General features: G+C 68.5%; 19 protein-coding genes. 7 read left to right on the forward strand and 12 right to left on the reverse strand.

Going from position 1 to position 22157, the window contains the following annotated elements; translation table 11 throughout:
* Positions 1-41: 41 nt before the first annotated feature.
* The 4 genes from ACU6XJ_RS11075 to ACU6XJ_RS11090 form a co-directional block, all read right to left on the reverse strand.
* Positions 42-872, reverse strand: a complete 831-nt coding sequence (locus ACU6XJ_RS11075; protein WP_476309388.1) for a transporter substrate-binding domain-containing protein — start codon at positions 870-872, stop codon at positions 42-44.
* 227 nt (positions 873-1099) lie between these two features.
* Positions 1100-1900: a transporter substrate-binding domain-containing protein gene (locus tag ACU6XJ_RS11080; RefSeq protein ID WP_476309390.1), complete on the reverse strand. Its 801-nt coding sequence runs from the start codon at positions 1898-1900 to the stop codon at positions 1100-1102.
* 262 nt (positions 1901-2162) lie between these two features.
* Entirely contained in the window at positions 2163-2972 is an 810-nt protein-coding gene (locus ACU6XJ_RS11085) for an ABC transporter substrate-binding protein (RefSeq protein ID WP_476309393.1), read from the reverse strand.
* Between the two features lie 174 nt (positions 2973-3146).
* Complete coding sequence (locus tag ACU6XJ_RS11090; protein ID WP_476309395.1) at positions 3147-4574, reverse strand: M20/M25/M40 family metallo-hydrolase; 1428 nt, start codon at positions 4572-4574, stop codon at positions 3147-3149.
* Positions 4575-4714: 140 nt separating this feature from the next.
* Between ACU6XJ_RS11090 and ACU6XJ_RS11095 the strand changes: the two genes are divergently transcribed.
* Positions 4715-6964 carry a WD40/YVTN/BNR-like repeat-containing protein gene (locus tag ACU6XJ_RS11095; protein ID WP_476309398.1) on the forward strand — a complete coding sequence of 750 codons (2250 nt, stop codon included), beginning with the start codon at positions 4715-4717 and terminating at the stop codon, positions 6962-6964.
* On the opposite strand, the gene ACU6XJ_RS11100 is transcribed toward ACU6XJ_RS11095, so the two are convergent.
* From ACU6XJ_RS11100 to ACU6XJ_RS11115, 4 genes are all read right to left on the reverse strand, one after another.
* Positions 6943-7965 (reverse strand): ABC transporter ATP-binding protein, encoded by a 1023-nt coding sequence (locus tag ACU6XJ_RS11100; RefSeq protein WP_476309401.1) that lies wholly within the window; start codon positions 7963-7965, stop codon positions 6943-6945. The genes ACU6XJ_RS11095 and ACU6XJ_RS11100 overlap by 22 nt on opposite strands.
* Positions 7962-9446: an ABC transporter permease gene (locus ACU6XJ_RS11105; RefSeq protein WP_476309404.1), complete on the reverse strand. Its 1485-nt coding sequence runs from the start codon at positions 9444-9446 to the stop codon at positions 7962-7964. The genes ACU6XJ_RS11100 and ACU6XJ_RS11105 overlap by 4 nt, the downstream gene beginning before the upstream one ends.
* A 53-nt stretch (positions 9447-9499) precedes the next feature.
* The gene (locus ACU6XJ_RS11110; protein WP_476309407.1) at positions 9500-10483 is read right to left on the reverse strand and encodes an iron ABC transporter substrate-binding protein; all 984 of its coding nucleotides are present in this window, start codon (positions 10481-10483) and stop codon (positions 9500-9502) included.
* Between the two features lie 171 nt (positions 10484-10654).
* On the reverse strand, positions 10655-11632 hold the full coding sequence (locus ACU6XJ_RS11115) for an alpha/beta hydrolase (protein WP_476309408.1): 978 nt from the start codon (positions 11630-11632) through the stop codon (positions 10655-10657).
* A gap of 469 nt (positions 11633-12101) precedes the next feature.
* On the opposite strand from ACU6XJ_RS11115, the gene pdhA reads away from it, so the two are divergent.
* The 4 genes from pdhA (at position 12102) to ACU6XJ_RS11135 (ending at position 16274) form a co-directional block, all read left to right on the forward strand.
* Positions 12102-13340, forward strand: coding sequence for a pyruvate dehydrogenase (acetyl-transferring) E1 component subunit alpha (pdhA, locus tag ACU6XJ_RS11120; RefSeq protein WP_476309411.1), 1239 nt, complete (start codon positions 12102-12104; stop codon positions 13338-13340).
* Positions 13340-14371: an alpha-ketoacid dehydrogenase subunit beta gene (locus tag ACU6XJ_RS11125; RefSeq protein WP_476309413.1), complete on the forward strand. Its 1032-nt coding sequence runs from the start codon at positions 13340-13342 to the stop codon at positions 14369-14371. The genes pdhA and ACU6XJ_RS11125 overlap by 1 nt, the downstream gene beginning before the upstream one ends.
* Before the next feature lie 13 nt (positions 14372-14384).
* Positions 14385-15746, forward strand: coding sequence for a dihydrolipoamide acetyltransferase family protein (locus ACU6XJ_RS11130; protein WP_476309415.1), 1362 nt, complete (start codon positions 14385-14387; stop codon positions 15744-15746).
* Between the two features lie 81 nt (positions 15747-15827).
* Positions 15828-16274: a YunG family protein gene (locus tag ACU6XJ_RS11135; protein WP_476309417.1), complete on the forward strand. Its 447-nt coding sequence runs from the start codon at positions 15828-15830 to the stop codon at positions 16272-16274.
* An 86-nt stretch (positions 16275-16360) separates the two neighbouring features.
* Here the strand turns inward: ACU6XJ_RS11135 and ACU6XJ_RS11140 are convergent, their stop codons facing one another.
* Positions 16361-16978: an SCP2 sterol-binding domain-containing protein gene (locus tag ACU6XJ_RS11140; protein WP_476309420.1), complete on the reverse strand. Its 618-nt coding sequence runs from the start codon at positions 16976-16978 to the stop codon at positions 16361-16363.
* 95 nt (positions 16979-17073) lie between these two features.
* Here ACU6XJ_RS11140 and ACU6XJ_RS11145 point away from each other — a divergent pair, with 95 nt between their 5' ends.
* On the forward strand, positions 17074-17751 hold the full coding sequence (locus tag ACU6XJ_RS11145; RefSeq protein ID WP_476309422.1) for a TetR/AcrR family transcriptional regulator: 678 nt from the start codon (positions 17074-17076) through the stop codon (positions 17749-17751).
* A 43-nt stretch (positions 17752-17794) separates the two neighbouring features.
* Here ACU6XJ_RS11145 and ACU6XJ_RS11150 read toward each other — a convergent pair whose 3' ends face one another.
* Entirely contained in the window at positions 17795-18649 is an 855-nt protein-coding gene (locus tag ACU6XJ_RS11150; RefSeq protein ID WP_476309425.1) for a MaoC family dehydratase, read from the reverse strand.
* A gap of 19 nt (positions 18650-18668) precedes the next feature.
* Entirely contained in the window at positions 18669-20018 is a 1350-nt protein-coding gene (locus tag ACU6XJ_RS11155; protein WP_476309428.1) for a 3-oxoacyl-ACP reductase, read from the reverse strand.
* Between the two features lie 60 nt (positions 20019-20078).
* Between ACU6XJ_RS11155 and ACU6XJ_RS11160 the strand changes: the two genes are divergently transcribed.
* Positions 20079-21398, forward strand: coding sequence for an acetyl-CoA C-acetyltransferase (locus tag ACU6XJ_RS11160; protein WP_476309430.1), 1320 nt, complete (start codon positions 20079-20081; stop codon positions 21396-21398).
* A 46-nt stretch (positions 21399-21444) separates the two neighbouring features.
* Here the strand turns inward: ACU6XJ_RS11160 and ACU6XJ_RS11165 are convergent, their stop codons facing one another.
* Entirely contained in the window at positions 21445-22059 is a 615-nt protein-coding gene (locus tag ACU6XJ_RS11165) for an SIMPL domain-containing protein (RefSeq protein WP_476309433.1), read from the reverse strand.
* Between the last annotated feature and the right edge of the window lie 98 nt (positions 22060-22157).

Raw genomic sequence — 22157 nt, forward strand, 5'->3', positions numbered from 1 at the left:
AGCCCAGGCGGATCGCCTGGGCTCCGACATACGGACTCTAGTTATCCCTGCTGGTCGGGCTTGACGCCGAACCACTTGACGTAGATCTTTTCGAACTCGCCGTTCTTCTTCGACTCCTGCAGGATCTCGTTGACCTTGTTGCGGAGCGCGTCGTTGCCCTTGCGGATGGCGAGGCCATAGAACTCGTTGGTGTCGAACTTGGCGGTGGTCTTCGTGTCCGGGTTGTTCTTCACGAAGTCCAGCAGCACGCCGTTGTCGTTGATGGCGGCGTCCACCGCGCCGGTCTTCACCGAGTTCGCCTGGAGGGCGAGGTCTTCGTATTCGCGGACCTCGAAGCCGAACTCGGCGGCCCGTTCCTTGGCGTAGATGGCGCCGGTCGTCGCCTGCTGCACGCCGAGACTCTTGCCGCGCAGGTCGGCCAGGGAGGCGATCGGCGAATCCGCCTTCACCATCAGCTGCTGGTCGGCCTCGAAGTACGGGTCGGAGAAGTCCATGACCTTCTTGCGGGTGTCGGTGATCGTCATCGCCGCCGCCGCGAGGTCGCACTTGAGCGTCTTGAGGTCTTCGCCGGATTCGATTCCTTCGAACGCGGTGTCGATGATCTCCTGTTTGACGCCCAGCTTGTTCGCGACCAAATCCACCAGGTCGACGTCGAAGCCGACCTCCTTGCCGTCCTGATTGAACTGGAAGGGCTTGTAGGGCAGGTGGGTGCAGGTGGTCAGCTGACCCTGCTTCACGAAAGAGATGCTTCCGTCCGACGCGTTCGAGCCCGAGTCGATTCGCTGTGCGCAACCGGCCATCGCGAGCGCGAGCACTGGCAGCAGGATGATTGCGGGATGACGCCTTCTCCTCGCCACGTTATTACCTCTCATAACCTGATTCGATTGAGATACCGGATCGTGCCATCTGTTTGAAGGCCACGCATCCCCCGAATGGTCGCGTAAACACCGGGGATGGGCCGGAAGTTAACGCGCATCAGTGCAGGACAATGGGGGTCGTTCACATTGGAAATTGCAACTCGCCTGTTTGTTCGATGCCTATGGGTGGGGCTCGCGCTCGGAGTTCGACATTCAGCGGTCCGAGCGCTCGGCATGGCCGGTCAACCCTGCGCCGGTTTGCGGCCGAACCACTTCTCGTACAGCCGCTCGTACTCGCCGTTGCCCTTGATCTTCTCGAGGACCTGGTTCACCTTGCGGAGGAGCTTCTCGTTGCCGGACCGCACCGCGAGGGCGTACTGGTCGTTGGTCTCGATCTCCTGCACGACCGCGAGGTCGGGGTAGCGCCGGACCAGGGCCAGCGCGGGACCGTTGTCGTTGATGGCGGCGGCGACGGCGCCGGACTTCACCGCGGCGACGAGCTTGTCGAAGTCCTCGTACCGGACGATGTCGATGCCCGCGCCGCGGGTGGCCGCGTAGTCCTCGCTGGTGGTCTTGCTCTGCACCGCCAGCTTCTTGCCGCGAAGCTGGGCGTAGTCGGTGATGTTGGAGTCCTTGCGGACCAGCAGCGCCTGGCGGGCGGCGAAGTAGGGCTCGGAGAAGTCCATCAGCGGCCTGCGGTCGTCGCGGATGCTGATGGCCGCCGCCGCGATATCGCACTGCTCGTCGTTGAGCGCCTCACCACTGCCGATCAGCTCGAACGGCACGTTCTCGACCTTCTGCTCGACGCCGAGGTCGGTGGCGATCAGGCCGACCAGATCGATGTCGAAGCCGACGATCTTGTCGCCGTCCATGGTCTCGAAGGGCTCGAACTCCAGGAAGGTGCAGGTGGTGAGCTGGCCATCCGTCACGAGGGGCACCTGGTTGCCGGACTTGCCGGTGTCGCCCGCGCAGGCGCTTACCGCCGCCGCCAGTGCCATGGCGGGCAGCAACGCGAGAATCGGGTGCCGCCATCCCTTAGCCAAGGCGTCACTCCTCGTAGCGTGGTTCTTCCGAGCGAGGGGGATACTGCCATCCGTCGAGTGGGTCGCCTAGCACTCTATCGGTCACATATTCATTACGGAACGCACATTTTCACACGTATACGCCCAGGTGAGTGGCATCTTAGGGCCGTTCGGGCGAGATCAGGTTGAGACCTCAGATAAATGCCGAGTGACTCTCGTGTATGGGTAGGACAACAGAGAGTGACAATCGCCCGGTCCAGGGCTCGGTGGTGGTACGGAAGAATCAGCCGCGATCAGGCTTCTTGCCGAGCCACTTCTCGTAAACCCGGTCGTACTCGCCATTGTCCTTGATCTTGGCGATGAAGTTGTTGACCTTCTGTAGAAGTTCCTCGTTGCCCTTGCGAACGGCGATCCCGTATTCGTCCTCGGTCTCGATCTCCTCGGCGACCGCCAACTCCGGGTTCTTCTTCGCATATGCCAGGATCGATCCGTTGTCGCTGAGTGCCGCGTGCACCTTGCCCGCCTTGACCGCGGCGAGTTGCGCGATCGGCTCCTCGAACTTGACCAACTCCACGCCCGCGCCGCGTTCGGCGGCGTAGTCCTCGCCGGTGGTGGCGGCCTGCACCGCGAGTTTCTTGCCCCGCAGTTGGTCGAAGCGCTCTATTCCGGAGTCCTTCTTCACCAGCAGTGCGAAGTTCGCCGAGAAGTAGGGGTCGGAGAACTCCATCAGCGGACGCCGGAGTTCGGTGATCGTCAGCGAGGCGGGCACCACATCGCAAAGCTCGGCGTTGAGCGCCTCGCCGGTGTCGATGAGTTCGAACGGCAACTCGACGATCTTCTGCTGGAGGCCGAGTTCGGCGGCGAGCAGGTTGCCGATGTCGACGTTGAAGCCGACGATGTCCGAGCCTTCCTTGAACTGGAACGGCTCGACCTCGAGGAACATGCAGGAGGTCAGCTGGTTCTCCTGGACCAGGGCGACACCGATACCGGACCTGTCCGCCGTCCCGCCCCCGCAGCCGCTCACCGTCGCGGCCAATGCCAGTGACAGCGCGGCGGACAGTAACGCCTTGGACGGACCCCAGTTATGCGCCATGACCATTTACTCCCGAAGTGCAGGTTTCTCGGAGTGATCCGATCCTGCCATTCAGGGGACAAACGGTACACACTTCTGGGTCACGTGTCTGTCACGGTGGGCGCAAAAAGAATAAGACAGCGCTTTCCTATGTCACCCATAGGAAAGCTGGAATGCCAACCGTCACAGTGATCATTACTTTCTGCTGTGCGCGTCCAGAAGGCAGGCAATACCGGCGGTCACTTTCGCGGCGAATGCGAGGTGCAATGATTCGTCCGGTACGTGTGCATTACTGTCCGGTCCTAGGGCACCGGTCACCACGAACTGCGCATCCGGATAAGTCGCGTGCAGCAGCCCCATGAACGGAATGGATCCGCCTTCGCCAAGGGTCCGCCACGGCGCGTCGAAGATCTCCCCGCTCAGCTCATCCATCGCGGCGGTCAACCAGCCCGCGAAAGCGGGTGCGTTCCAGCCGTCGGCATGCTCGGTGCGGCTGAGCTCCACGGTCGCGTTGTAGGGCACGTCGGTGGTGAGCGCCTTCTCGATGGCCGCCAGCGCGGCCGCCGAGTCGGCGGTCGGCGGCAGCCGGAAGCTCAGGGCAAGCGAGGTGTAGGGCCGCAGCACATTGCCCGCATCCGGCACCGCGGGCAGCCCGTCGGCGCCGGTCACCGACAGGGTGGGCCACCAGGTGCGACCCAGCAGCAGGTCGAGATCATCCGCGCTGACCGGCCGGGTCTCGCCCGACAGCGGGAACATCCCGGCCAACACCCCCGGCGCGATACCCGCGGTCTCCTTGGCCTCGCTCAACCGGTCGGCGGGAACCTCCACCCGAAGCTCCGGCAGCAGGATCTCGCCGGTCGCCGAATCCTCCAGGCGGTCCAGCAGTTGCCGCAGCACCCGGAAGGAACTGGGCACCACGCCGCTGGCCATCCCGGAGTGCTGCCCGCTGTCCAGCACCCGCACCGTCAGGCAGACCTGCGCGAGCCCGCGCAGCGAGGTGGTCAGCCACATCCGCTCGTAGTCGGCGGCCCCGGAGTCCAGGCAGACCACCAGGTTCACCTCGCCAAGCCGCTGCGCCAGCGACTCGAGGTAGAAGGGCAGATCGGGGCTGCCGGACTCCTCGCCGGTCTCCAGCAGCAGCACACAGCGAGCATGCGAGCCGCCGTGCACGCGCAGCGCCTCCAGCGCCGTGACCGCCGCATAACCCGCGTACCCGTCGTCCACCGAGCCGCGGCCGTACAGCCTGCCGTCGCGAACCACCGGGGTCCACGGGCCAAGGCCTTCGCTCCAGCCGCCCAGCGGCGGCTGCTTGTCCAGGTGCCCGTACAGCAGCACGGTGCCCTCGTCCTCCGCGCCCGCGGTGGCCGGAACATCCACCAGCAGTACCGGGCTGCGGCCCGGCAGTCGGACCACCTCGGTCACCGCACCGGGCAGTTCGCGGGTGGCGACCCAGTCCCGCACGTGCGCGATGGCCGCGTCGAGTTGGCCGTTCGCCGCCCAGTTCTCATCGAAACCGGGGGACAGGGCCGGAATCGCCACCAGATCCGACAGGCTCGGCAGCACCGTCGAGTCCCAGAGCCGGTTCACCGTTTGCTTCAGAGCTGCACAGTCCACGGCAGGCATCCTGTCATGGGTGGTCTGCTATGGCGTTGTGCTTTAAGCAGGTCGGCGACGTTTCCATTTTTCGATGGTTGCCCGCTAAGGGGACATGACCCCCGGAAGGCGGTGGAATCGGCACACATCGCGCCCTACCGTGCGCGGGTATGCGAATCCGGTGGTTCCTGCCCACCTCGGCAGTGCTGATCTCGGCTCTTCTCGGCGGCGCCCTGGTGCCCGCGACCGCACTCGACCCGCCCCCCGGCACCGGCCAGCCCGGCGAGTACCGGCCTGTCCGCGGCCCGTCCGCCCCCGCGGAGCACCGCTTCCTGCAGAAGGCGATGCCGGGCGGCACGATCCCGCGGCACGCCTACGCCGTCGCGGCCGAGCAGGCCCGCGCGCTTCCCGCCCTCGGACCCGCCTGGCGCGGCCTCGGACCGACCAACATCGGCGGCCGCATCATCGGCCTCGCCCTTGATCCGCAGCACAAGGACACCGTGTATGCGGCCGCGGCCAGCGGCGGACTGTGGCGCTCGACCGATGCCGGGCAGACCTTCGCCCAGGCCTGGCCCGACGACCTCACCCAGGCCATGGGCTCGGTGGTCACCGCCGCAGACGGCACGCTCTACGTCGGCACCGGCGAGCCCAACCCCGGCGGCGGCAGCGTGACCTACGAGGGCACCGGCGTCTACCGCTCCACCGACGGGGCACGGACCTGGCAGCCGGTGGGGCTGCCCGACTCCGGGGCCGTCGGCGCCATCGCGGTCGACCCGGCCAACCCTGGCCGGCTGCTGGTCGCCGCGACCGGATCGCTGTACTCGGCGGGCGGCGACCGCGGCGTGTACCTCACCGAGAACGGCGGCGGCACCTGGCGGCGGGTGCTGGCACCGGACACCGAGTTCACCGGCGCCACCGAGGTCACCATCGACCCGACCGATCCCCGGCGGGTGTACGCCGTGATGTGGGATCACCGCCGCACCCCGGAGAAGCGGACCTACGGCGGCATCGGCTCCGGCGTGTTCCGCTCCGACGACGCGGGCCTCACCTGGAAGCGGCTGGCGGGCGGACTGCCCGCGCCGTCGGTCGACGTCGGCCGCATCGGCCTCGGCGTCGCCCCGGGCGAGCCGGGCAGGCTCTACAGCATCGTGATCAAGACCGACGGCCTGTTCCAAGGCATGTACACCTCCGCCGACGCGGGCGAGAGCTGGCAGCAGCTTCCCACCACGAAGGCGCTGAGCGATTCGCAGAACACCTTCGGCTGGTGGTTCGGCAAGGTGTGGGTGAACCCCAAGGACGCCAAGCACGTCCACCTCGCCGGTGTGCCGCTGGGCACCTCCCGTGACGGCGGGCAGAGCTGGACCTTCGACAGCTCCTCCATCCACGTCGACCACCACGCGATGGTGTGGGACGCGCGCTACCCGTCCCGGGTGTACCTCGGCAACGACGGCGGCGTCTACCGCTCGGACACCGACGGCAACGGCGGCTGGGTGAAGGCACGGCACGAGCCGTACACCCAGCTCTACAGCGGGGCGATCACCCCGCAGGACACCGGGCGCATCTCCGGCGGCAGCCAGGACAACGGCTCGCTGCGGTCCTGGGGTCAGGGCGGTTTCGACGAGATCCTCGGCGGCGACGGCGAGGAGAACCTGATCAACCCGCGCGACAAGAACAACGTCTTCGCCTGCTACCAGTACGGCAACTGCTTCCGCTCGGTCAACGGCGGCGACGACATGGTCTTCTTCACCCCGGCCACCACCGCCGACCGCCGCAACTGGTTCACCCCGCTGCAGTTCGACCCGAACAACCCCGACGTCATGTACTACGGCGGCAACAAGCTGAACCGCTCGGTCGACAACGGCCGCACCTGGACCGTGATCAGCCCCGACCTCACCGGCGGCCCCGGCAAGGACAGCTACCCCTACGGCACGATCACCACCGTGGCCGCGGCGCGCTCGGACGCGAACACGCTGTGGGCGGGCACCGACGACGGCCGGGTGTGGGTGACCAGGGATCTCGGCAAGACCTGGTTCAAGGTGCTCGCCGACCAGCCGTGGGTCACCAGGGTCGCGGTGGACGATCACCACCCCGGCACCGCGTACGTGACGCTGTCCGGCTACCGCTCGGGCTCCGACCGCCCGCATGTGCTCGTCACCCGCGACTTCGGCCAGTCCTGGACCGACCTCACCGGTAACCTGCCGCAGGCACCGGTCAACGACGTGATCCTGGCGGGCCGCAACCGCGTCATCGTCGCCACCGACCAGGGCGTGTTCGGCAGCCTGCTCGGGTTCGGCGGCTGGCACCGGCTCGGCACCGGGCTGCCGATGGTGCCGGTGGACGACCTCGAGTACGACCCGGCCAACCGCAGGCTGGTGGCGGCCACCTTCGGCCGCGGCTTCTACGAGTTGTCGGTGCCCTGATAGAAGTTCGCCCGGCCCGCGACCGACAGCGACACCCGGTCGCCGGGCCGGGCGGTCACCGCGCCTTGCACGCGGGCCCGCACGTCCTCGGCCCGGCCCGGCACGTCCAGCAGCACGGTGGCGTCGTGGCCGTGGAAGATGATGTCCCGCACCACCGCGTCCCGCCCGCCCGCGGTGAGCAGGATCTGCTCCGGTCGCAGCACCGCCTGGCCTGATCCGTGGGCCTCCGTCCGCAGGGGCACCGCGCCGAGTGCGGTCTCCACTCGGTCGCCATCGGCCTTGCCAGGCAGGGTGATCGCCTCGCCGACGAACAGGGCGACGCCCAGGTCGGCGGGTGCGGAGTACACCTGCTGCGGGGTGCCCGCCTGCGCGATCCGGCCGTCCCGCATCACCGCCACCAGGTCCGCTGTGCCCAGGGCTTCCTCTTGGTCGTGGGTGACCAGCAGCGCTGTCGCGCCGCTGGCGTGCAGCGCGGCGCGGACGTCGATGCGCAGGCCTGCCCGCAGCCCGGCGTCCAGCGCGCTGAACGGCTCGTCCAGCAGCACCAGCCTCGGCCGCGGCGCCAGTGCCCTGGCCAGCGCCACCCGCTGCTGCTGCCCGCCGGAAAGCTCCGCGGGCATTCTGGCGTCGTAACCGTCCAGCCCGACCAGCGCCAGCAGTTCCGCGACCCGGTCGGCGCGTTGCGCCCGCGTCGTCCGCCGCAGGCCGAACGCCACGTTGTCGGCCACCGACAGGTGCGGGAACAACGCACCCTCCTGCGGCACAACGCCGATGCCCCTGCGTTCCGGGGGAAGGTGCGTGATCAGCGCGTCTTCGATATGCACGGTGCCGGCGCTCGGCGGGTGGAAGCCCGCCAGCACCCGCAGCAGCGTGGTCTTGCCGCAGCCGGACGGGCCGAGCACGCAGGCCAGCGTCCCGGACGGCACCGTGAGATCGACGCCGTCGAGCACCCGGTCGGTTCCGTAGGCGGCAGCGAGCCCGCTGATCACCAGGCCGCTCATGCGTCCACCCGCTCTCTTGTCCGCAGCACCCGGTCCAACGCCACCGCGGGCAGCGCCGACACCAGTACCAGCACCGCCGCGAACGGTGCCGCGCCCGCGTAGTCGGTGATGGCGGTGCTCGTCCACAGTTCGGTGGCCAGGGTGTCCATCCCGGTGGGCCGCAACAACAACGTCGCGGGCAGTTCCTTGGCGCAGGTCAGGAACACCAGCGCCGCCCCGGCCACCACACCGGGCGCGGCCAGCGGCAGCGTCACCCGCCGCAGGGTGGACAGCCTGCCGTTGCCCAGCGACCGGGACACCTCCTCCAGCACCGGCGGCGCGCCCGCCACCGCGGTGCGCACCGCGCCGATCGCCACCGGCAGGAACAACACGGCGTACGCCAGCACCAGCAGTTCGGGCTCCTCGTAGATCCAGGGCAGCACCCGGATGCCGAGGAACACCATGGCCAGACCGACCGTCACGCCGGGCAGCGCGTGCCCGGCGTAGGCGGCCAGTTCCAGCCCGCGCACGCCCGCCGACCGGTGCCGGGCGCTGAGCACGCCGACGGGGATGGCCAGCAGCGTGGTCAGCACCGCGCCCAGCGCGGACAGTTGCAGGGTGTTCAGGGTGGCCGCGCCGAGATCGGGCAGGTCCAGCGAGGCGGTGCCGATGGTGAGCCAGTGGCCGAGGCTGCCCACCGGTACGCCCAGCGAGACGGCCAGCACCACCACCAGGAACGCCAGCGCGGGCACGGTCCAGGCACCGAGGCGCACCGGTTCGGCGCGACGGGCGGCGCCGCTTCCGACGCGGGTCGCGGCCTTGCCCCTTGCCCGCAGTTCCGCCCAGGTCAACAGCACCGCCAGGAGTACGAGCACACAACCCAGCACGGCGGCGGGTGTGCGGTCGAAAGATGCCCGGTAGCTGGTGTAGATGCCGAGGGTGAACGCCTCGAAACGCATCAGCGACACCGCGCCGAAGTCACTGAGCACGTACAGCGCGACCAGCAGCCCGCCCGCGGCCGCCGCGGGTCGGACCTGCCGCAGCGTCACCGACCAGAACGTCCACAGTGGACCACGGCCGAGCGACCGGGCGACCTCCTCCAGCGCGGTGTCGGCGGCACGCAGCGCGGCGGCCACCGGCAGCAGCACGTAGGGGAAGGACACCGCGGTGAGCACCAGGAAGGAGCCGGTGAACCCGGCCAGCGAGGGGAACTGCGAGATCCAGGTGAAGCCCGCGACGTAGGAGGGCACCGCCAGCGGCAGCGCGAGCAGCACGCCCCACACCCGGCGACCGGGCAACTCCGCCCGCACCACCAGCCAGGCGCAGGCCACCCCGATCACCACGCAGGCCAGCGTGACCGCGCCCGCGAGTGCGATGCTGCGCACCGCCAACTCGACCGTGCGGTCCCGCAGCAGGATGTCCAGCGCCTCCGCCGCTCCCCGCTCCAGTGCCCTGACCACCAGGTACACCAACGGGGTCAGCGCGACGACCGCGGCGGCCACCGCCGCCCCGATGAGCAGCGGCGGGCTGCCGCCGAACCGCGGTCGGAGCGAGGTCAGGACAGTCCCGCTTCCCGCAGCAGCGCCTGGGTCTGTTGCAGCGAGGCAAGCTCGCTCAGGTTGATGTCGGCGCCGCCGATCTCGGACAGCGGGGGCAACTGGTGCTTGGTGGAGGACACCCCGGGCACGACCGGGTACTCGGCGGTCTTGTCGGCGAAGTACTGCTGGGACTCCTTCGACAGCAGGAACTCCACGGCCTTGATCGCGGCCTGGCTGTCCTTGCTGTTCTTCAGCACGCCCGCGCCCGCGACGTTGACCAGCGCGGCCGGGTCCTGGCCCTTGATGTAGTGCAGCCGGGCGGTCACCTTGTCGGCGCCGTCCCGCGCCGCCCGCTCGAACCAGTAGTAGTGGTTGACCAGCCCCAGCGCGATCTGTCCCTTGTCGACCCCGTCCAGGATCAGGTTGTTGTTGCCGAAGCGCTGCGGCTCGTTGGCCTTGAACCTCAGCAGCCAGTCCTTGGCCGCCTGCTCACCGCGGATCAGGCGCAGCGCCGTGACGAAGGACTGCCAGGAGGCGTTGGTCGGCGCGTAGCCGATGCGGCCCTTCCACTTCGGGTCGGTCAGCGCGTCGACGCTCGGCGGCAGATCGGCCGCCGCGACCTGGCCCGGGTTGTAGGCGACCACCCTGGCCCGCGCCGACGTGGCCACCCAGCTTCCGTCCTTCGCGCGGTAGCCCACGGGAACGGTGTTGAGTACCGACTCGGGCAGCGTGGCCAGCATTCCCTTGCCCGCCAGCAGGCCGAGCGCACCCGCGTCCTGCGAGAAGAAGAGGTCGGCCTTGCTCGCGTCGCCTTCCTCCGCGAGCTTCGCGGCCAAGTCGGCGGAGTCGCCGTAGCGGACCTCCACCGGTACCCCGGTGGCCTCCTTCAGCTTCTCCAGCAGCGGGCCGACCAAGCCCTCGTTGCGGCCGGAGTACACGGTGAGCGTGCCCGCGCCGGAGTCGTCGCCGCAGGCGGTCAGGGGAGCGAGCAATGCGAGCACGAGACCGGCTGTCGCGATTGCACGACGACGAACGGGGATTTGGGGGAACACCTGACCTCCACGCGTGATCCGGCGTCCGGGAAACGCCTGGAAGGCAGCCTAAGCAAACTAAGGATGACCTAAGCCGTTCGTGATGGACCTGTTGCCCGATTCGCCTGCTCGTGTGATCGGTTACCGCAGTTCAGGCAGCAGCGTCCGCAGCGACGCGGTGAACTCCCGCTCCCAGTACGGCCAACTGTGCGTGCCCGTGCCATACAGATTGATCTTTGCGCGCGGACCGAGGCGACCTGCCAGCGCCACGGAGTGCTTGCCGAGCGCTTCCTCCAGTCGGTCGGGCTTGGTACCCGGCGGGTCGAGCGGTCCGGGTCGCCCGTCGCCGCTTGCCAGGTACACCGGCATGCCGCGCAGCCGGGCGGCGAGGTCGTAGGGGTTGTGCCGCGCCCAGATCCCGCGGTGTCTGTCGACCGCGCCCCACAGGTCATCGACGCGTTCGCCCTGCCCGCTGACCAGCGCCGACACCAGTTCCGGGCCGCCGTCGGGCAGCAGCGTGTGCACCACTCCGCTGTAGGAGGCCGCCGCGCGGAACATGCCGGGATGCCGCGCCGCGTAGGACAACGCGCCGAAACCGCCCATGGACAGGCCTGCGATCACCCGCCGATTCCCGGCGCCGTAGTCGCGTTCCAGCAGTTCCTTCAGTTCGCGGAGGTGGAAGGTCTCCCAGCGGGGAGCGCCGCCCTGTCCGCGGTTCCACCAGTTGCTGTAGAAGCCGATCGGTCCGCCCGCGGGCATCACCACCAGCACATCCCGCAGGCCCTCGATGCCCGCCAGGTCCACCGCCTCGCTCCAGGCGGCATGGCCGCGGTCGCCCTCGCAGCAGCCGTGCAGCAGGTAAAGCACCGGCCACCGCCGGTCACCGCGGGCGAAGTCCACCGGCAGCAGCAGGCGGACCTTGGCGGTGGACTCCAGCGCGGCCGAGGAGACCGTCAGTTCGACCAGTCGGTCGCCGACCTGCTCCTCGCGGACCACCCTGGCCCCTTCGGAGGTCGAGCCCGCGATGCCCGGCGTGATCGGCGCGCTGAGCGTGGCCGCGGTGAACACGGCGACCGCGACCGCCGCCGCGATCCGGTGTCCTGCCCGCACAGCCCCCATATCGCCCCCTTGCCGGAAGGCGAACAGCCTAAGCCCCCCGAATGAGGTAGCGGCAGAGTCCACAACGGTTATTCGGCGTTGCCGGAAAAGACCATGGCCGTTCGCCTATGGGTCACCCGTGCGACGCAGGATGCCCACTTGGTGAGCATGCCTTCCCGCCAACTGAGTAATCCCCAGAGCAGGGCGGGCGTCCGTGCTGGGTGACCAAGCCGTTATGTTCAGCACCGCCCTCCGCCGTTGCGGCTGGTATTGCGTGCCGCGTGGAGGCCTGGATTGGGCGATGGGTTACGGGCGTCACTGTGGCCGCCCTCACGAAAGGGGGCAGATCCGTGTCAGGATGGCGTTTGAGTGAACCGTCAACGCTGACGGCGTATCGGCTGCCCCGACCGGGTGGGCCGAATCTGGTCAGCGTGGCCGTGCGAAGGTCGCCACAAGTGGCCGGAGCGGCCTGGACACGAAGGGGAATGGCATGTCATCGCCGGAGTACTGGACAACCCCAGTGCCCGACGGGGCCGATCAGCCCGGGGCAGCACCAATGGGAGCGCCAGCCGCAACATCGGCCGCACCCACGGCAGAGCAAGTGATCGCCGGATTGCGCGCGACGAGTGAGGGCGGTGCGGACCTGGTCCAGCTACTGAACCCCGAAGGCGAGCGGGTCAGTCATCCCGACTTCGATATCGAGGTCAGTCCGGAGGACCTGCGCAGCCTGTACCGGGACATGGTTCTCGTCCGCCGCTTCGACCGCGAGGGCAACGCCCTCCAGCGGCAGGGCCAACTGGGTCTGTGGGCGCCGCTGCTCGGCCAGGAAGCCGCCCAAGTCGGCGCGGGACGCGCGATGCGCCCCACCGACATGGCCTTCCCCAGCTACCGCGAACACGGTGTCGCCTACTGCCGAGGCGTCGACCCGACGCTGCTGCTCGGCGTGTGGCGCGGTGTCGACCAGGGCTCCTGGGACCCGCTGGAGCACCGCTTCCACCTCTACACCATCGTCATCGGCAACCAGGTGCTCAACGCCACCGGCTACGCCCTCGGCCAGAAGTTCGACGGCAAGGTCGGCGATGACGACGGCGAAGCCACCATGACCTTCTTCGGCGACGGCGCCACCAGCCAGGGCGACGTCCACGAGGGCTTCGTCTGGGCATCGGTGCACGACCTGCCGGTCGTCTTCTTCTGCCAGAACAACCAGTGGGCCATCTCCGAGCCCATCGAGAAGCAGAGCAGGGTGCCGCTCTACCAGCGCGCCCGCGGCTACGGCTTCCCCGGCCTCCGGGTGGACGGCAACGACGTGCTGGCCTGCCTCGCGGTGTCCCGGTGGGCGTTGGACCAGTGCCGCCACGGCAACGGACCGGTGCTGATCGAGGCGTTCACCTACCGGATGGACGCCCACACCACCTCCGACGACCCCACCCGCTACCGGCTCTCCGACGAGGTCGAGGCCTGGAAGCTGAAGGACCCCATCGAGCGGGTCCGGGTCCACCTGATCAAGCAGCAGTGGGCCGACCAGGACTTCTTCGACTCCGTGCAGGCCGACGCCGACGCGCTCGCGGCGCGGTTCCGCGACTACTGCGTGAACCTGCCCAACCCGCCGCACGAGCGGATCTTCGCCAACGTCTACTCCGAACCAAACCCCGTGCTGGAAGCCCAGCGGGCCGAGTTCCTGGAGTACATGGAAGGCTTCGCCGACTCGAACGCCGGGGGTGGACACTGATGGCGGCACCAGCGATTGACAGGCAGCAGGACACCAGCGGCGAACAGCCATCGGCGGTCCAGACGATCTCCCTGGCCAAGGGCCTCAACATGGGCCTGCGCGCCGCGATGGAACGCGACCCGAAGGTCGTGCTCCTCGGCGAGGACATCGGCAAGCTCGGCGGCGTCTTCCGCGTCACCGACGGCCTCCAGAAGGACTTCGGCGAGCAGCGCGTCATCGACACCCCGCTGGCCGAGTCCGGCATCATCGGCACCGCGGTCGGTCTGGCCATCCGCGGCTACCGCCCGGTGTGCGAGATCCAGTTCGACGGCTTCATCTTCCCCGGCTTCGACCAGATCGTGAGCCAGGTCGCCAAGCTGCACTACCGCAGCCAGGGCAAGGTCAAGGTCCCGATCGTGATCCGGGTGCCCTTCGGCGGCGGCATCGGCGCCGTCGAGCACCACTCGGAATCCCCGGAGTCCTACTTCGCGCACTGCGCGGGCCTGCGCGTGGTGTCCTGCTCCAACCCTCTCGACGCCTACTGGATGCTCCAGCAGGCCATCGAATGCGACGACCCGGTGCTGTTCTTCGAGCCGAAGCGGCGTTACTGGGAGAAGGCCCAACTCGACCCCACCGCCACCCCGGAGTCGCTGTTCGCCTCCCGGGTGCTGCGGCGCGGCAGCACGGCCACCGTGGTCGCCTACGGCCCCATGGTGAAAACCTGCCTGGACGCGGCGAAGGCGGGTGAGGAGGACGGCCTCGACCTGGAGGTCATCGACCTCCGCACACTGTCGCCGCTGGACCTGGACCCGGTGTTCGAGTCGGTGCGCCGCACCGGCAGGCTGATCGTCGCCTCCGAGGCGCCGAGCGAGTCCTCGATCTCCTCCGAGATCGCCAGCCGGGTGCAGCAGGAGTGCTTCTACTCGCTGGAGGCCCCGGTGCTCCGGGTCACCGGCTTCGACACTCCCTACCCGCCGAGCAAGTTGGAGGAGGAGTACCTCCCCGACCTCGACCGGGTGCTGCACGCCGTAGACCGTTCCCTGGGCTGGTAAAGGACAAGCAGGAATGCCGCAGAACAAGCAATTCCCCTTGCCCGACGTCGGCGAGGGACTGACCGAGGCAGAGATCCTCAACTGGCACGTGAAACCCGGCGACGAGGTCACGGTCAACCAGGTCATCGTGGAGATCGAGACCGCCAAAGCGGCCGTCGAACTGCCCTGCCCCTGGGCGGGCAAGGTGGTCGACCTGCTGGTGCAGAACGGCCAGACCGTCGAGGTCGGCACCCCGATCATCGTCATCGACACCGACCCGAACGGCGCACCCGCCCCCGAGACCCCCCAGTCCGGCAGCGCCTCCACCGAGGCAAAGGGCGCCAAGATCGGCGAGGAGTCGGCCGACGGCCGCATCGCCACCCTGGTCGGCTACGGCCCCCGCTCGGTGGCCGCCAAGCGCAGGCCCCGCGGCGGCGTGCCCGCCCCGGTCGCCTCCGCGCCCCCGGTAGCCGAGCCCGCGCCCCCATCCGTGAACGGCACCCACCCCGAGCCGCCCGGCGGCTACGTCCCGCTGGCCAAGCCCCCGGTCCGCAAGCTGGCCAAAGACCTCGGGGTCGACCTGAAGGCGCTGTCCGGCAGCGGCCCCGAGGGCGTCATCACCCGCGAGGACGTTGAACGCGCCGCCACCCCGTCCACTGTGGAATCCGCACCAGCACCGGCGGCCTACAACCCGACGACCCGCGAACGCAGGGTTGCCATCCGCGGCGTCCGCAAGGCCACCGCTCAGGCGATGGTCGACTCCGCTTTCACCGCCCCGCACGTCACGGAGTTCCTCACCGTCGACGTCACCCCCATGATGGAGTTCCGGGCGAAACTGAAGTCGCACCCCGAGTTCCGCGACGTCAAGATCACCCCGCTGACCTTCGCCGCCAAAGCGGTCTGCCTGGCCATCCGCCGCACCCCCGACGTCAACGCCGTCTGGGACGAACAGGCGCAGGAGATCGTCTTCAAGGAGTACGTCCACCTAGGCATCGCCGCCGCCACCCCCCGTGGCCTGGTGGTCCCCAAGGTCCGCGACGCCGACCGCATGTCCCTGAAGGAACTGGCGGTGGCCTTGGACGACCTGGTCACGGTCGCCCGCAGCGGCAAAACCACCCCCGCCGCCATGCAAAACGGCACCTTCACCATCACCAACATCGGCGTCTTCGGCGTAGACACCGGCACCCCGATCATCAACCCCGGCGAATCCGCAATCCTGGCGTTGGGCGCCATCAAGGACACGCCCTGGGTGGTAGATGGCCAACTCGGAGTTCGCAAGGTCTGCCAGCTGTCCCTCAGCTTCGACCACCGGGTCGTCGACGGCCAACAAGGCTCCCAGTTCCTCGCCGACGTCGGCGCCCTAATCGCCGACCCCGCCCTCGCCATCACGTACTAGCCGCCTTTCGTGGGGCCGTCCCCAATCAGGGCGGCCTCACGAAAAGCATGCGACGACGCTGATCAGCTGAAGTCTGGGAAGTTGAGCCTCTACGTGCGGATCACCGGAGGAACGACGACGCTGACGCTGGCCGCGATAGAAGAGGCGATCAGAGCTTCCTGGTGCGAGGAGACGGTGGACCCCTCCAAGCCTTGGGACCCGGACAACCCTGCGCGAGGCCACTGTGGATTGTCGGCGGTCGTCCTGTGCATGCTGTTCGGCGGCGAGCTACTCGAAGCCGAGGTCTACAGCGGAGACTGTCGGGTCAGCATGCACTACTGGAATCGCCTGCCCGGCGGCATCGAAGTCGACCTCACCCGGGAGCAGTTCCGCGACGGCGAGGTGCTGACCGAACCCTTGGTGCGGCAGCCCAACCACTCACCCGAGGCGCGGATGTACGCGAAGTACCAACTCTTCGCGCAGAAGGTGGCGGCGCGGCTGGAGATCGACCCGAAGATCCTGACGAGCAACAGCGCCCGACCCCAGTAAGGGGCCGGGCGCCGTCGCAGTCGGGTAGCGGGCCACTGCCACCCGACTGGTCCTTCATCCTGCCGTCGGTGTCAACGGCCCGGCCATCAGGCTTTCGGGATCTGGAACAGGTTGCTGAGGCCTGCGGCGAAGCCGAGGTCACCCTGAAGTTTGATCTTTCCTGTCATGAACATCACAGGCGCCGAGGCGTTGCCGGACACCAGCTTCAGGAACTCGACCGGGCCGAGTTTGATGCTGACCCGAGGGTCTCGCTGGGCGTCCTTGTTGACGGTGCACTTGCCGTCCTCGATCACCGTCTCGTAGCGGTCGTAGCCGCTCTCGCCCGCGCCGCCGGTGATCTTCCAGTGCACGACCGCCTTCGCCGAGCCCGCCCGGTCGGCTTTGAAGTGGTCGCCCATCCGCCGGAAGACCTCGTCCAGCACGGGAACGCGCAGTTCGGGACGGGACATCACCTCGTCAAGCTGGTCGGACGACGCCTTGGAGATCAGGCGCGCGAAGGACTGCTCGTCCATCCCGGACAGGTCGTCGGCGGCCCCCTCCGCGGCCAGCGAGGACGAGAGGTCGAGCAGCGTGGCGAACTGCTGCCTGCTGAGTTTCTTCGGGTCCACCTGTCCGAGAATCTGCAGCGGAGTGGTGTTCTCCGTCACCTCCACGCCGAGGCTTGCGGCGAGAGATTCCAGCTCGGCGGCGTTCACGTCGGCCATGGGGCGCTCCTTTGCATAACCTACTCGCGAGTAAGGCTACGTGCGAGTAGGTAAGCTGGCAAGGTTCGCCCGTACGATCGGCCGAGGAGGTGCACATGTCAGCCATCGAGGAGCTTCCAGCCGGCGAGCTGGACGAACGCAGGCCAAGGCGGCTACCGCGCGCGGTGCGCGAGCAGCAGATCCTGGACGCCGCCGTGCGTGTCTTCTCCCAGCGGGGCTACCACGCCGCCTCCATGGACGAGATCGCCGACGTCGCAGGCATCTCCAAGCCGATGGTCTACTCCTACCTCGGCTCCAAGGAAGACCTCTTCGCCACCTGCATCCGACGGGAGGCGACTCGGCTGATGCAGGCCATCGCGGCCGATGTCGAGGAGGGCCAGAGCCCCGACGAATCGCTGTTCCTCGGCCTGCTGTCCTTCTTCACCTACGTCGGCGCCCAGCGCGACAGCTGGCTGGTGCTGCACCGCCAGGCCCGCTCCCAGGGTGGCCCGTTCGCGGCAGAGCTGGCCGAGATGCGCTCGCGGGCGATCGAGCTCGTGGCCGCGCTGCTGGTCAAGCGCACGACGGAGGAAGCAACCGCCGCGGCCAAGAGCGAGGGTGTCGCGCTGGCCGCCGCACTGGTCGGCGCCGCCGAGTCGATGGCCGACTGGTGGCTGGACAACCCCGATTCCGGCACCGCCAAGATCTTCGCCGCCAGGCTGATGAACCTGGTCTGGATGGGCTTCGGCGACCTCATCGAGGGCCGTACCTGGCACCGCACGCCACAGAAATGACAAAGGCCCCGGTGCGAACACCGGGGCCTCGCTGTCAGCGGCCTCAGACCGGACGGATGGTGCCGTCCAGGTGGGGTTTGCCCTTCTTGGCGTCCCGCAGCGTGAAGCCGAAGCCCGCCGCCTCATCCCAGGTGGAGAACGCCACCTTGGCGGGCAGCAGCACCGGCAACTTGAACCGCACGTCCACCGTGTAGGCGTCCGGCAGCCTGCCCTCGAACGCGGCGAGGCAGCGGGCCTTGGTCCACATGCCGTGCGCGATTGCCCGCGGGAAGCCGAACAGCTTGGCGGTCAGCCCGTAGAGGTGGATCGGGTTGCTGTCACCGGATGCCGCGGCGTAGCGGCGCCCGATGTCGTCCGGCACCGTCCACACCGCGGACGGCTCCGGAACATGCTCCCGGTCGGTCTCCTTCTTCTTCGCACCGTCACCGCCGCTGCCGCCGCCACGGATCAGATACGTGCTGATATCGGTCCACACCAGCTCGTTGCCGACCTGCGCCTCGGTCACCAGGTCGAACTGCTTGCCCTTGTCATGAGCCCGCAGGTCCTGCGTCCGCAGCTGGATGGTGAGCGGCTCGGAGACTCCCACCGGCCGGTACTGCGTGATCTTGTTCGCGATGTGCACCATGCCGGGCAGCGCGTAGGGGAACGAGCCGGCCGACATCAGCTGGATGGACATCGGGAACGCGAGGATGTGCGGGTACGTCACCGACAGCGTGTCGCGCACGCCGAACCCGCACACCCGGTTGTAGTTCGCGAGGTGTTCGGTGTCGACCTTGAGGTCGCGCCGGATGTACTCGGTGTCCGGCAGGTTCCCGCCGCGCTTGAGGAATCCCGTCAGCAGGGCCTTGGGAAACAACAGCGACAGGTTCGGCGAGGACTGGAGCTCCTGGACGCCCATGGGTGTTACCTCCGTGTCCTCAGGCGCCGAGCAGGCTCTGACCGCAGACCCGCACCACGTTGCCGTTCACGCCACCGGAGGCGGGGCTGGCATACCAGGCGATGGTCTCCGCGACGTCCACGGGCAGACCGCCCTGGGAGAGGCTGTTCATGCGGCGACCGGCCTCCCGGATAGTGAGCGGGATCTTGGCGGTCATCTGCGTCTCGATGAAACCCGGCGCGACGGCGTTGATCGTGACGTTCTTCTTCGCGTACTCCGGGGCGTAGGCGTTCACCAGGCCGATGACGCCCGCCTTGGAGACGGCGTAGTTGGCCTGGCCGACGTTGCCCGCGATGCCGCTGATCGAGGAGACCGTGATGATCCGGCCGCCCTCCTTGAGCACCTTCTTGCCCAGCAGCGCCGCGTTGATGCGCTCCTGGCTGGTCAGGTTCACCGCGATGACGGAGTTCCAGTGGTCCTCCTTCATGCCGCCGATCGTCTTGTCCCTGGTGATACCCGCGTTGTGCACGACGATGTCGACGCCGCCGGATTTGAAGTACTTGACCAGGTCCTCGGGGGCCGAGTCGGCGGTGATGTCGAGCTCGAGCGACTCCCCGCCCAGCTTGTCCGCGACCTGGCGCAGCGGCTCGGCGGCCTGCGGCACGTCCAGCGCGACGATCTTGGCTCCGTCGCGGGCCAGCACCTCGGCGATGGCCGCGCCGATGCCCCGGGAGGCGCCGGTGACCAGGGCGACCTTGCCCGCGAGCGGCTTGTCCCAGTTGGCGGGCTCGCTCACCTGGCCGCCGCCGATGCGGATGACCTGTCCGGAGACGTAGGCCGACTTGCCCGAGAGCAGGAACCGGAGGGTGGAGGCGACCGAGTTCTCCGCGCCGGGTGCGACGTAGACGAGTTGCGCGGTGCCGCCCCGCTTGGCCTCCTTGCCCGCCGAGCGGACGAAGCCCTCCAAGGCCCGCTGCGCGATGCGCTCACGCGGGTCGGTGGTGTCCTCCGGTGTGGTGCCCAGCACAACGATCCGGCCGGACGGCGCGAGGTTGCGCGCCACCGGGTGGAAAAAGTCGTAAAGCTCGCGCAAGCCTTCGCTGGTCTTTATGCCACTGGCGTCAAAAACCAAGGCGGCGTATTTCGCGCTGACCCTGCCCTCGGCATTGCGCCGCGCCTCGGTGTGCACCTCGGCCTGCACCGACTTGAGCACCTCTTCGACAGACTTGCTCAGCCGTCCGTCGGTGCTGGACCCGAGCAGAACAGGTCCGGCCAGCACCGGCTGGCCAGGCTTGTAACGGCGCAGGGGCGTGGGATTGGGCAGACCCAGCTTGCCGACAATGAATTTGCCGACGCCCGATTTGGCGAACTGCTGATACCGATCCGTCATGTGTGATGCCTCCCTACTCGCGGGTAAGCCTACTCGCGGGTAGGTTATTCTGGCCAGGAGATGACTCACATCGGCTCAGGAGGACCAATGGCCTCAAGCGTCCGACGAGTGGCGATTCTGGGCGGCAACAGGATCCCGTTCGCGCGGTCCAACGGCGCCTATGCCACCGCGTCCAATCAGGACATGCTCACCGCGGCGCTGGACGGCCTGGCGAGCCGCTTCAGCCTGCAGGGTGAACGGCTCGGCGAGTTCGTCGCGGGCGGGGTGCTCAAGCACGCCCGCGACTTCAACCTCGCCAGGGAGACCGTGCTCGGCAGCACCCTCTCGCCCGAAACGCCCGCCTACGACATCCAGCAGGCCTGCGGCACCGGCCTGGAGGCCGCCATCCTGGTGGCCAACAAGATCGCCCTCGGGCAGATCGACGTGGGTGTGGCCGGTGGCGTGGACACCACCAGCGACGCGCCGCTGGCGCTGAACGACCGGCTCCGCCGCATCCTGCTGGAGGCCAACCGGCAGAAGAGCCTGGGCGGCAGGCTCGGCGCCGTTTCCAAGATCCGCCCCGGCCACCTGGCGCCGGAGCGGCCGGAGAACGCCGAACCGCGCACCGGCCTGTCCATGGGCGAGCACCAGGCGATCACCGCCCGCAAGTGGGGTATCTCCCGGGAGGCCCAGGACGAACTGGCGGCCGCCAGCCACCAGAACCTGGCCAAGGCCTACGAGGAGGGCTGGCTGGACGACCTGCTGACGCCGTTCCTCGGCGTCACCAAGGACAACAACCTGCGCGGTGACTCCACGGTCGAGAAGCTCGCCAAGCTCAAGCCCGTCTTCGGCACCCGCGGCGAGGGCGCCGAGCAGGCCACCATGACCGCGGCCAACTCGACCCCGCTGACCGACGGCGCCTCCGTGGTGCTGCTCGCGAGCGAGGAGTGGGCCAAGGCCAAGGGCCTGCCGGTGCTGGCTTACCTGACCTACTCCCAGACCGCGGCCGTGGACTACATCCACGGCGGTGAGGGCCTGCTGATGGCTCCCGCCTACGCGGTCCCGAGGATGCTCAAGCAGGCGGGCCTGAGCCTCCAGGACTTCGACTACTACGAGATCCACGAGGCCTTCGCCTCCCAGGTGCTGTCCACCCTGGCGGCGTGGGAGAGCCCGGAGTTCTGCAAGGAGAAGCTGGGCCTCGACGAGCCGCTGGGCTCGATCGACCGCGGCAAGCTCAACGTCAAGGGCGGCTCGCTGGCCGCTGGCCACCCATTCGCCGCGACCGGCGGCCGGATCGTGGCCAACCTGGCCAAGCTGCTGGACAAGAAGGGCTCGGGCCGCGGCCTGATCTCCGTCTGCGCGGCGGGCGGCCTCGGCGTGGTGGCGATCGTCGAGAAGTAGACAGCGTGACGACAAGGGCCCGGCTCTCCGCCGGGCCCTTATCGCGTCAGTCCAACAGCGCCCAGGTCGTCTGGCACTCCACATTGACCGTCACCGGCTGCGGCTCCAGGTTCAACTCGCCGACTCCGCCTGCCGACTCGGCGTAGCCCATGGCCTGCGCGCTCCGGTAGACCGGGCCGCCGTGGTCTAGCCCGCCGTCGCTGATCTTGATCAGCTGGCCCAGCCGTCTGCCCAGCGCTGCGGCATAGCCCTCGGCCCTCCGCCGGGCGTCCTCGACCGCCGTCTGCTGAGCCTCGCGCACAGCCTCCACGTCATCGGCGAGTTCCCACTCCGGCCCGTGCAGCGACGAAGGACCGGCGCCGATCAGCGCCGAGAGCAGATCGTTGAGCAGCGCCGGGTCGTTCACCCTGATCCGGTAGTTCTGCTCGGCCTGCCAGCCGACGGCCTTGCCGTCCTCCCAGGCGGTGTTCACGGACAGATGTCTGGACCGCACCTCGATGCCGTCGGCCTCCAGCCGCGTTTCGATCGCCGCCACCCGCGGGCCGAGACGCTCGACCGCCGCGGACCGCTCGCTCGCCGTCTCGGCATAGCCGACCGACAGGAGCGCCCGCTCGGCGACGCGCTCCACTTCTCCGCTTCCTTTGGTGATTACCTCAGCCACGCCCGCCACCCAACCCGCAGCCGGGCGGGTCCGCAATGGCTGAACGTTCGATCGCCTCGTATCGGTCTTTCTAGCAAAGAAGCTATAAACCTTGATAC

The organism is Actinorectispora metalli (genome assembly GCF_056323685.1).

Bases quoted from the DNA above. Each gene is read 5' to 3' on its own strand.
- ACU6XJ_RS11075 (WP_476309388.1), bottom strand. From the start codon at position 872: ATGAGAGGTAATAACGTGGCGAGGAGAAGGCGTCATCCCGCAATCATC.
- ACU6XJ_RS11085 (WP_476309393.1), bottom strand. From the start codon at position 2,972: ATGGCGCATAACTGGGGTCCGTCCAAGGCGTTACTGTCCGCCGCGCTG.
- ACU6XJ_RS11090 (WP_476309395.1), bottom strand. From the start codon at position 4,574: ATGCCTGCCGTGGACTGTGCAGCTCTGAAGCAAACGGTGAACCGGCTC.
- ACU6XJ_RS11095 (WP_476309398.1), top strand. From the start codon at position 4,715: ATGCGAATCCGGTGGTTCCTGCCCACCTCGGCAGTGCTGATCTCGGCT.
- ACU6XJ_RS11100 (WP_476309401.1), bottom strand. From the start codon at position 7,965: ATGAGCGGCCTGGTGATCAGCGGGCTCGCTGCCGCCTACGGAACCGAC.
- ACU6XJ_RS11115 (WP_476309408.1), bottom strand. From the start codon at position 11,632: ATGGGGGCTGTGCGGGCAGGACACCGGATCGCGGCGGCGGTCGCGGTC.
- pdhA (WP_476309411.1), top strand. From the start codon at position 12,102: ATGTCATCGCCGGAGTACTGGACAACCCCAGTGCCCGACGGGGCCGAT.
- ACU6XJ_RS11125 (WP_476309413.1), top strand. From the start codon at position 13,340: ATGGCGGCACCAGCGATTGACAGGCAGCAGGACACCAGCGGCGAACAG.
- ACU6XJ_RS11130 (WP_476309415.1), top strand. From the start codon at position 14,385: ATGCCGCAGAACAAGCAATTCCCCTTGCCCGACGTCGGCGAGGGACTG.
- ACU6XJ_RS11140 (WP_476309420.1), bottom strand. From the start codon at position 16,978: ATGGCCGACGTGAACGCCGCCGAGCTGGAATCTCTCGCCGCAAGCCTC.
- ACU6XJ_RS11145 (WP_476309422.1), top strand. From the start codon at position 17,074: ATGTCAGCCATCGAGGAGCTTCCAGCCGGCGAGCTGGACGAACGCAGG.
- ACU6XJ_RS11150 (WP_476309425.1), bottom strand. From the start codon at position 18,649: ATGGGCGTCCAGGAGCTCCAGTCCTCGCCGAACCTGTCGCTGTTGTTT.
- ACU6XJ_RS11155 (WP_476309428.1), bottom strand. From the start codon at position 20,018: ATGACGGATCGGTATCAGCAGTTCGCCAAATCGGGCGTCGGCAAATTC.
- ACU6XJ_RS11160 (WP_476309430.1), top strand. From the start codon at position 20,079: ATGACTCACATCGGCTCAGGAGGACCAATGGCCTCAAGCGTCCGACGA.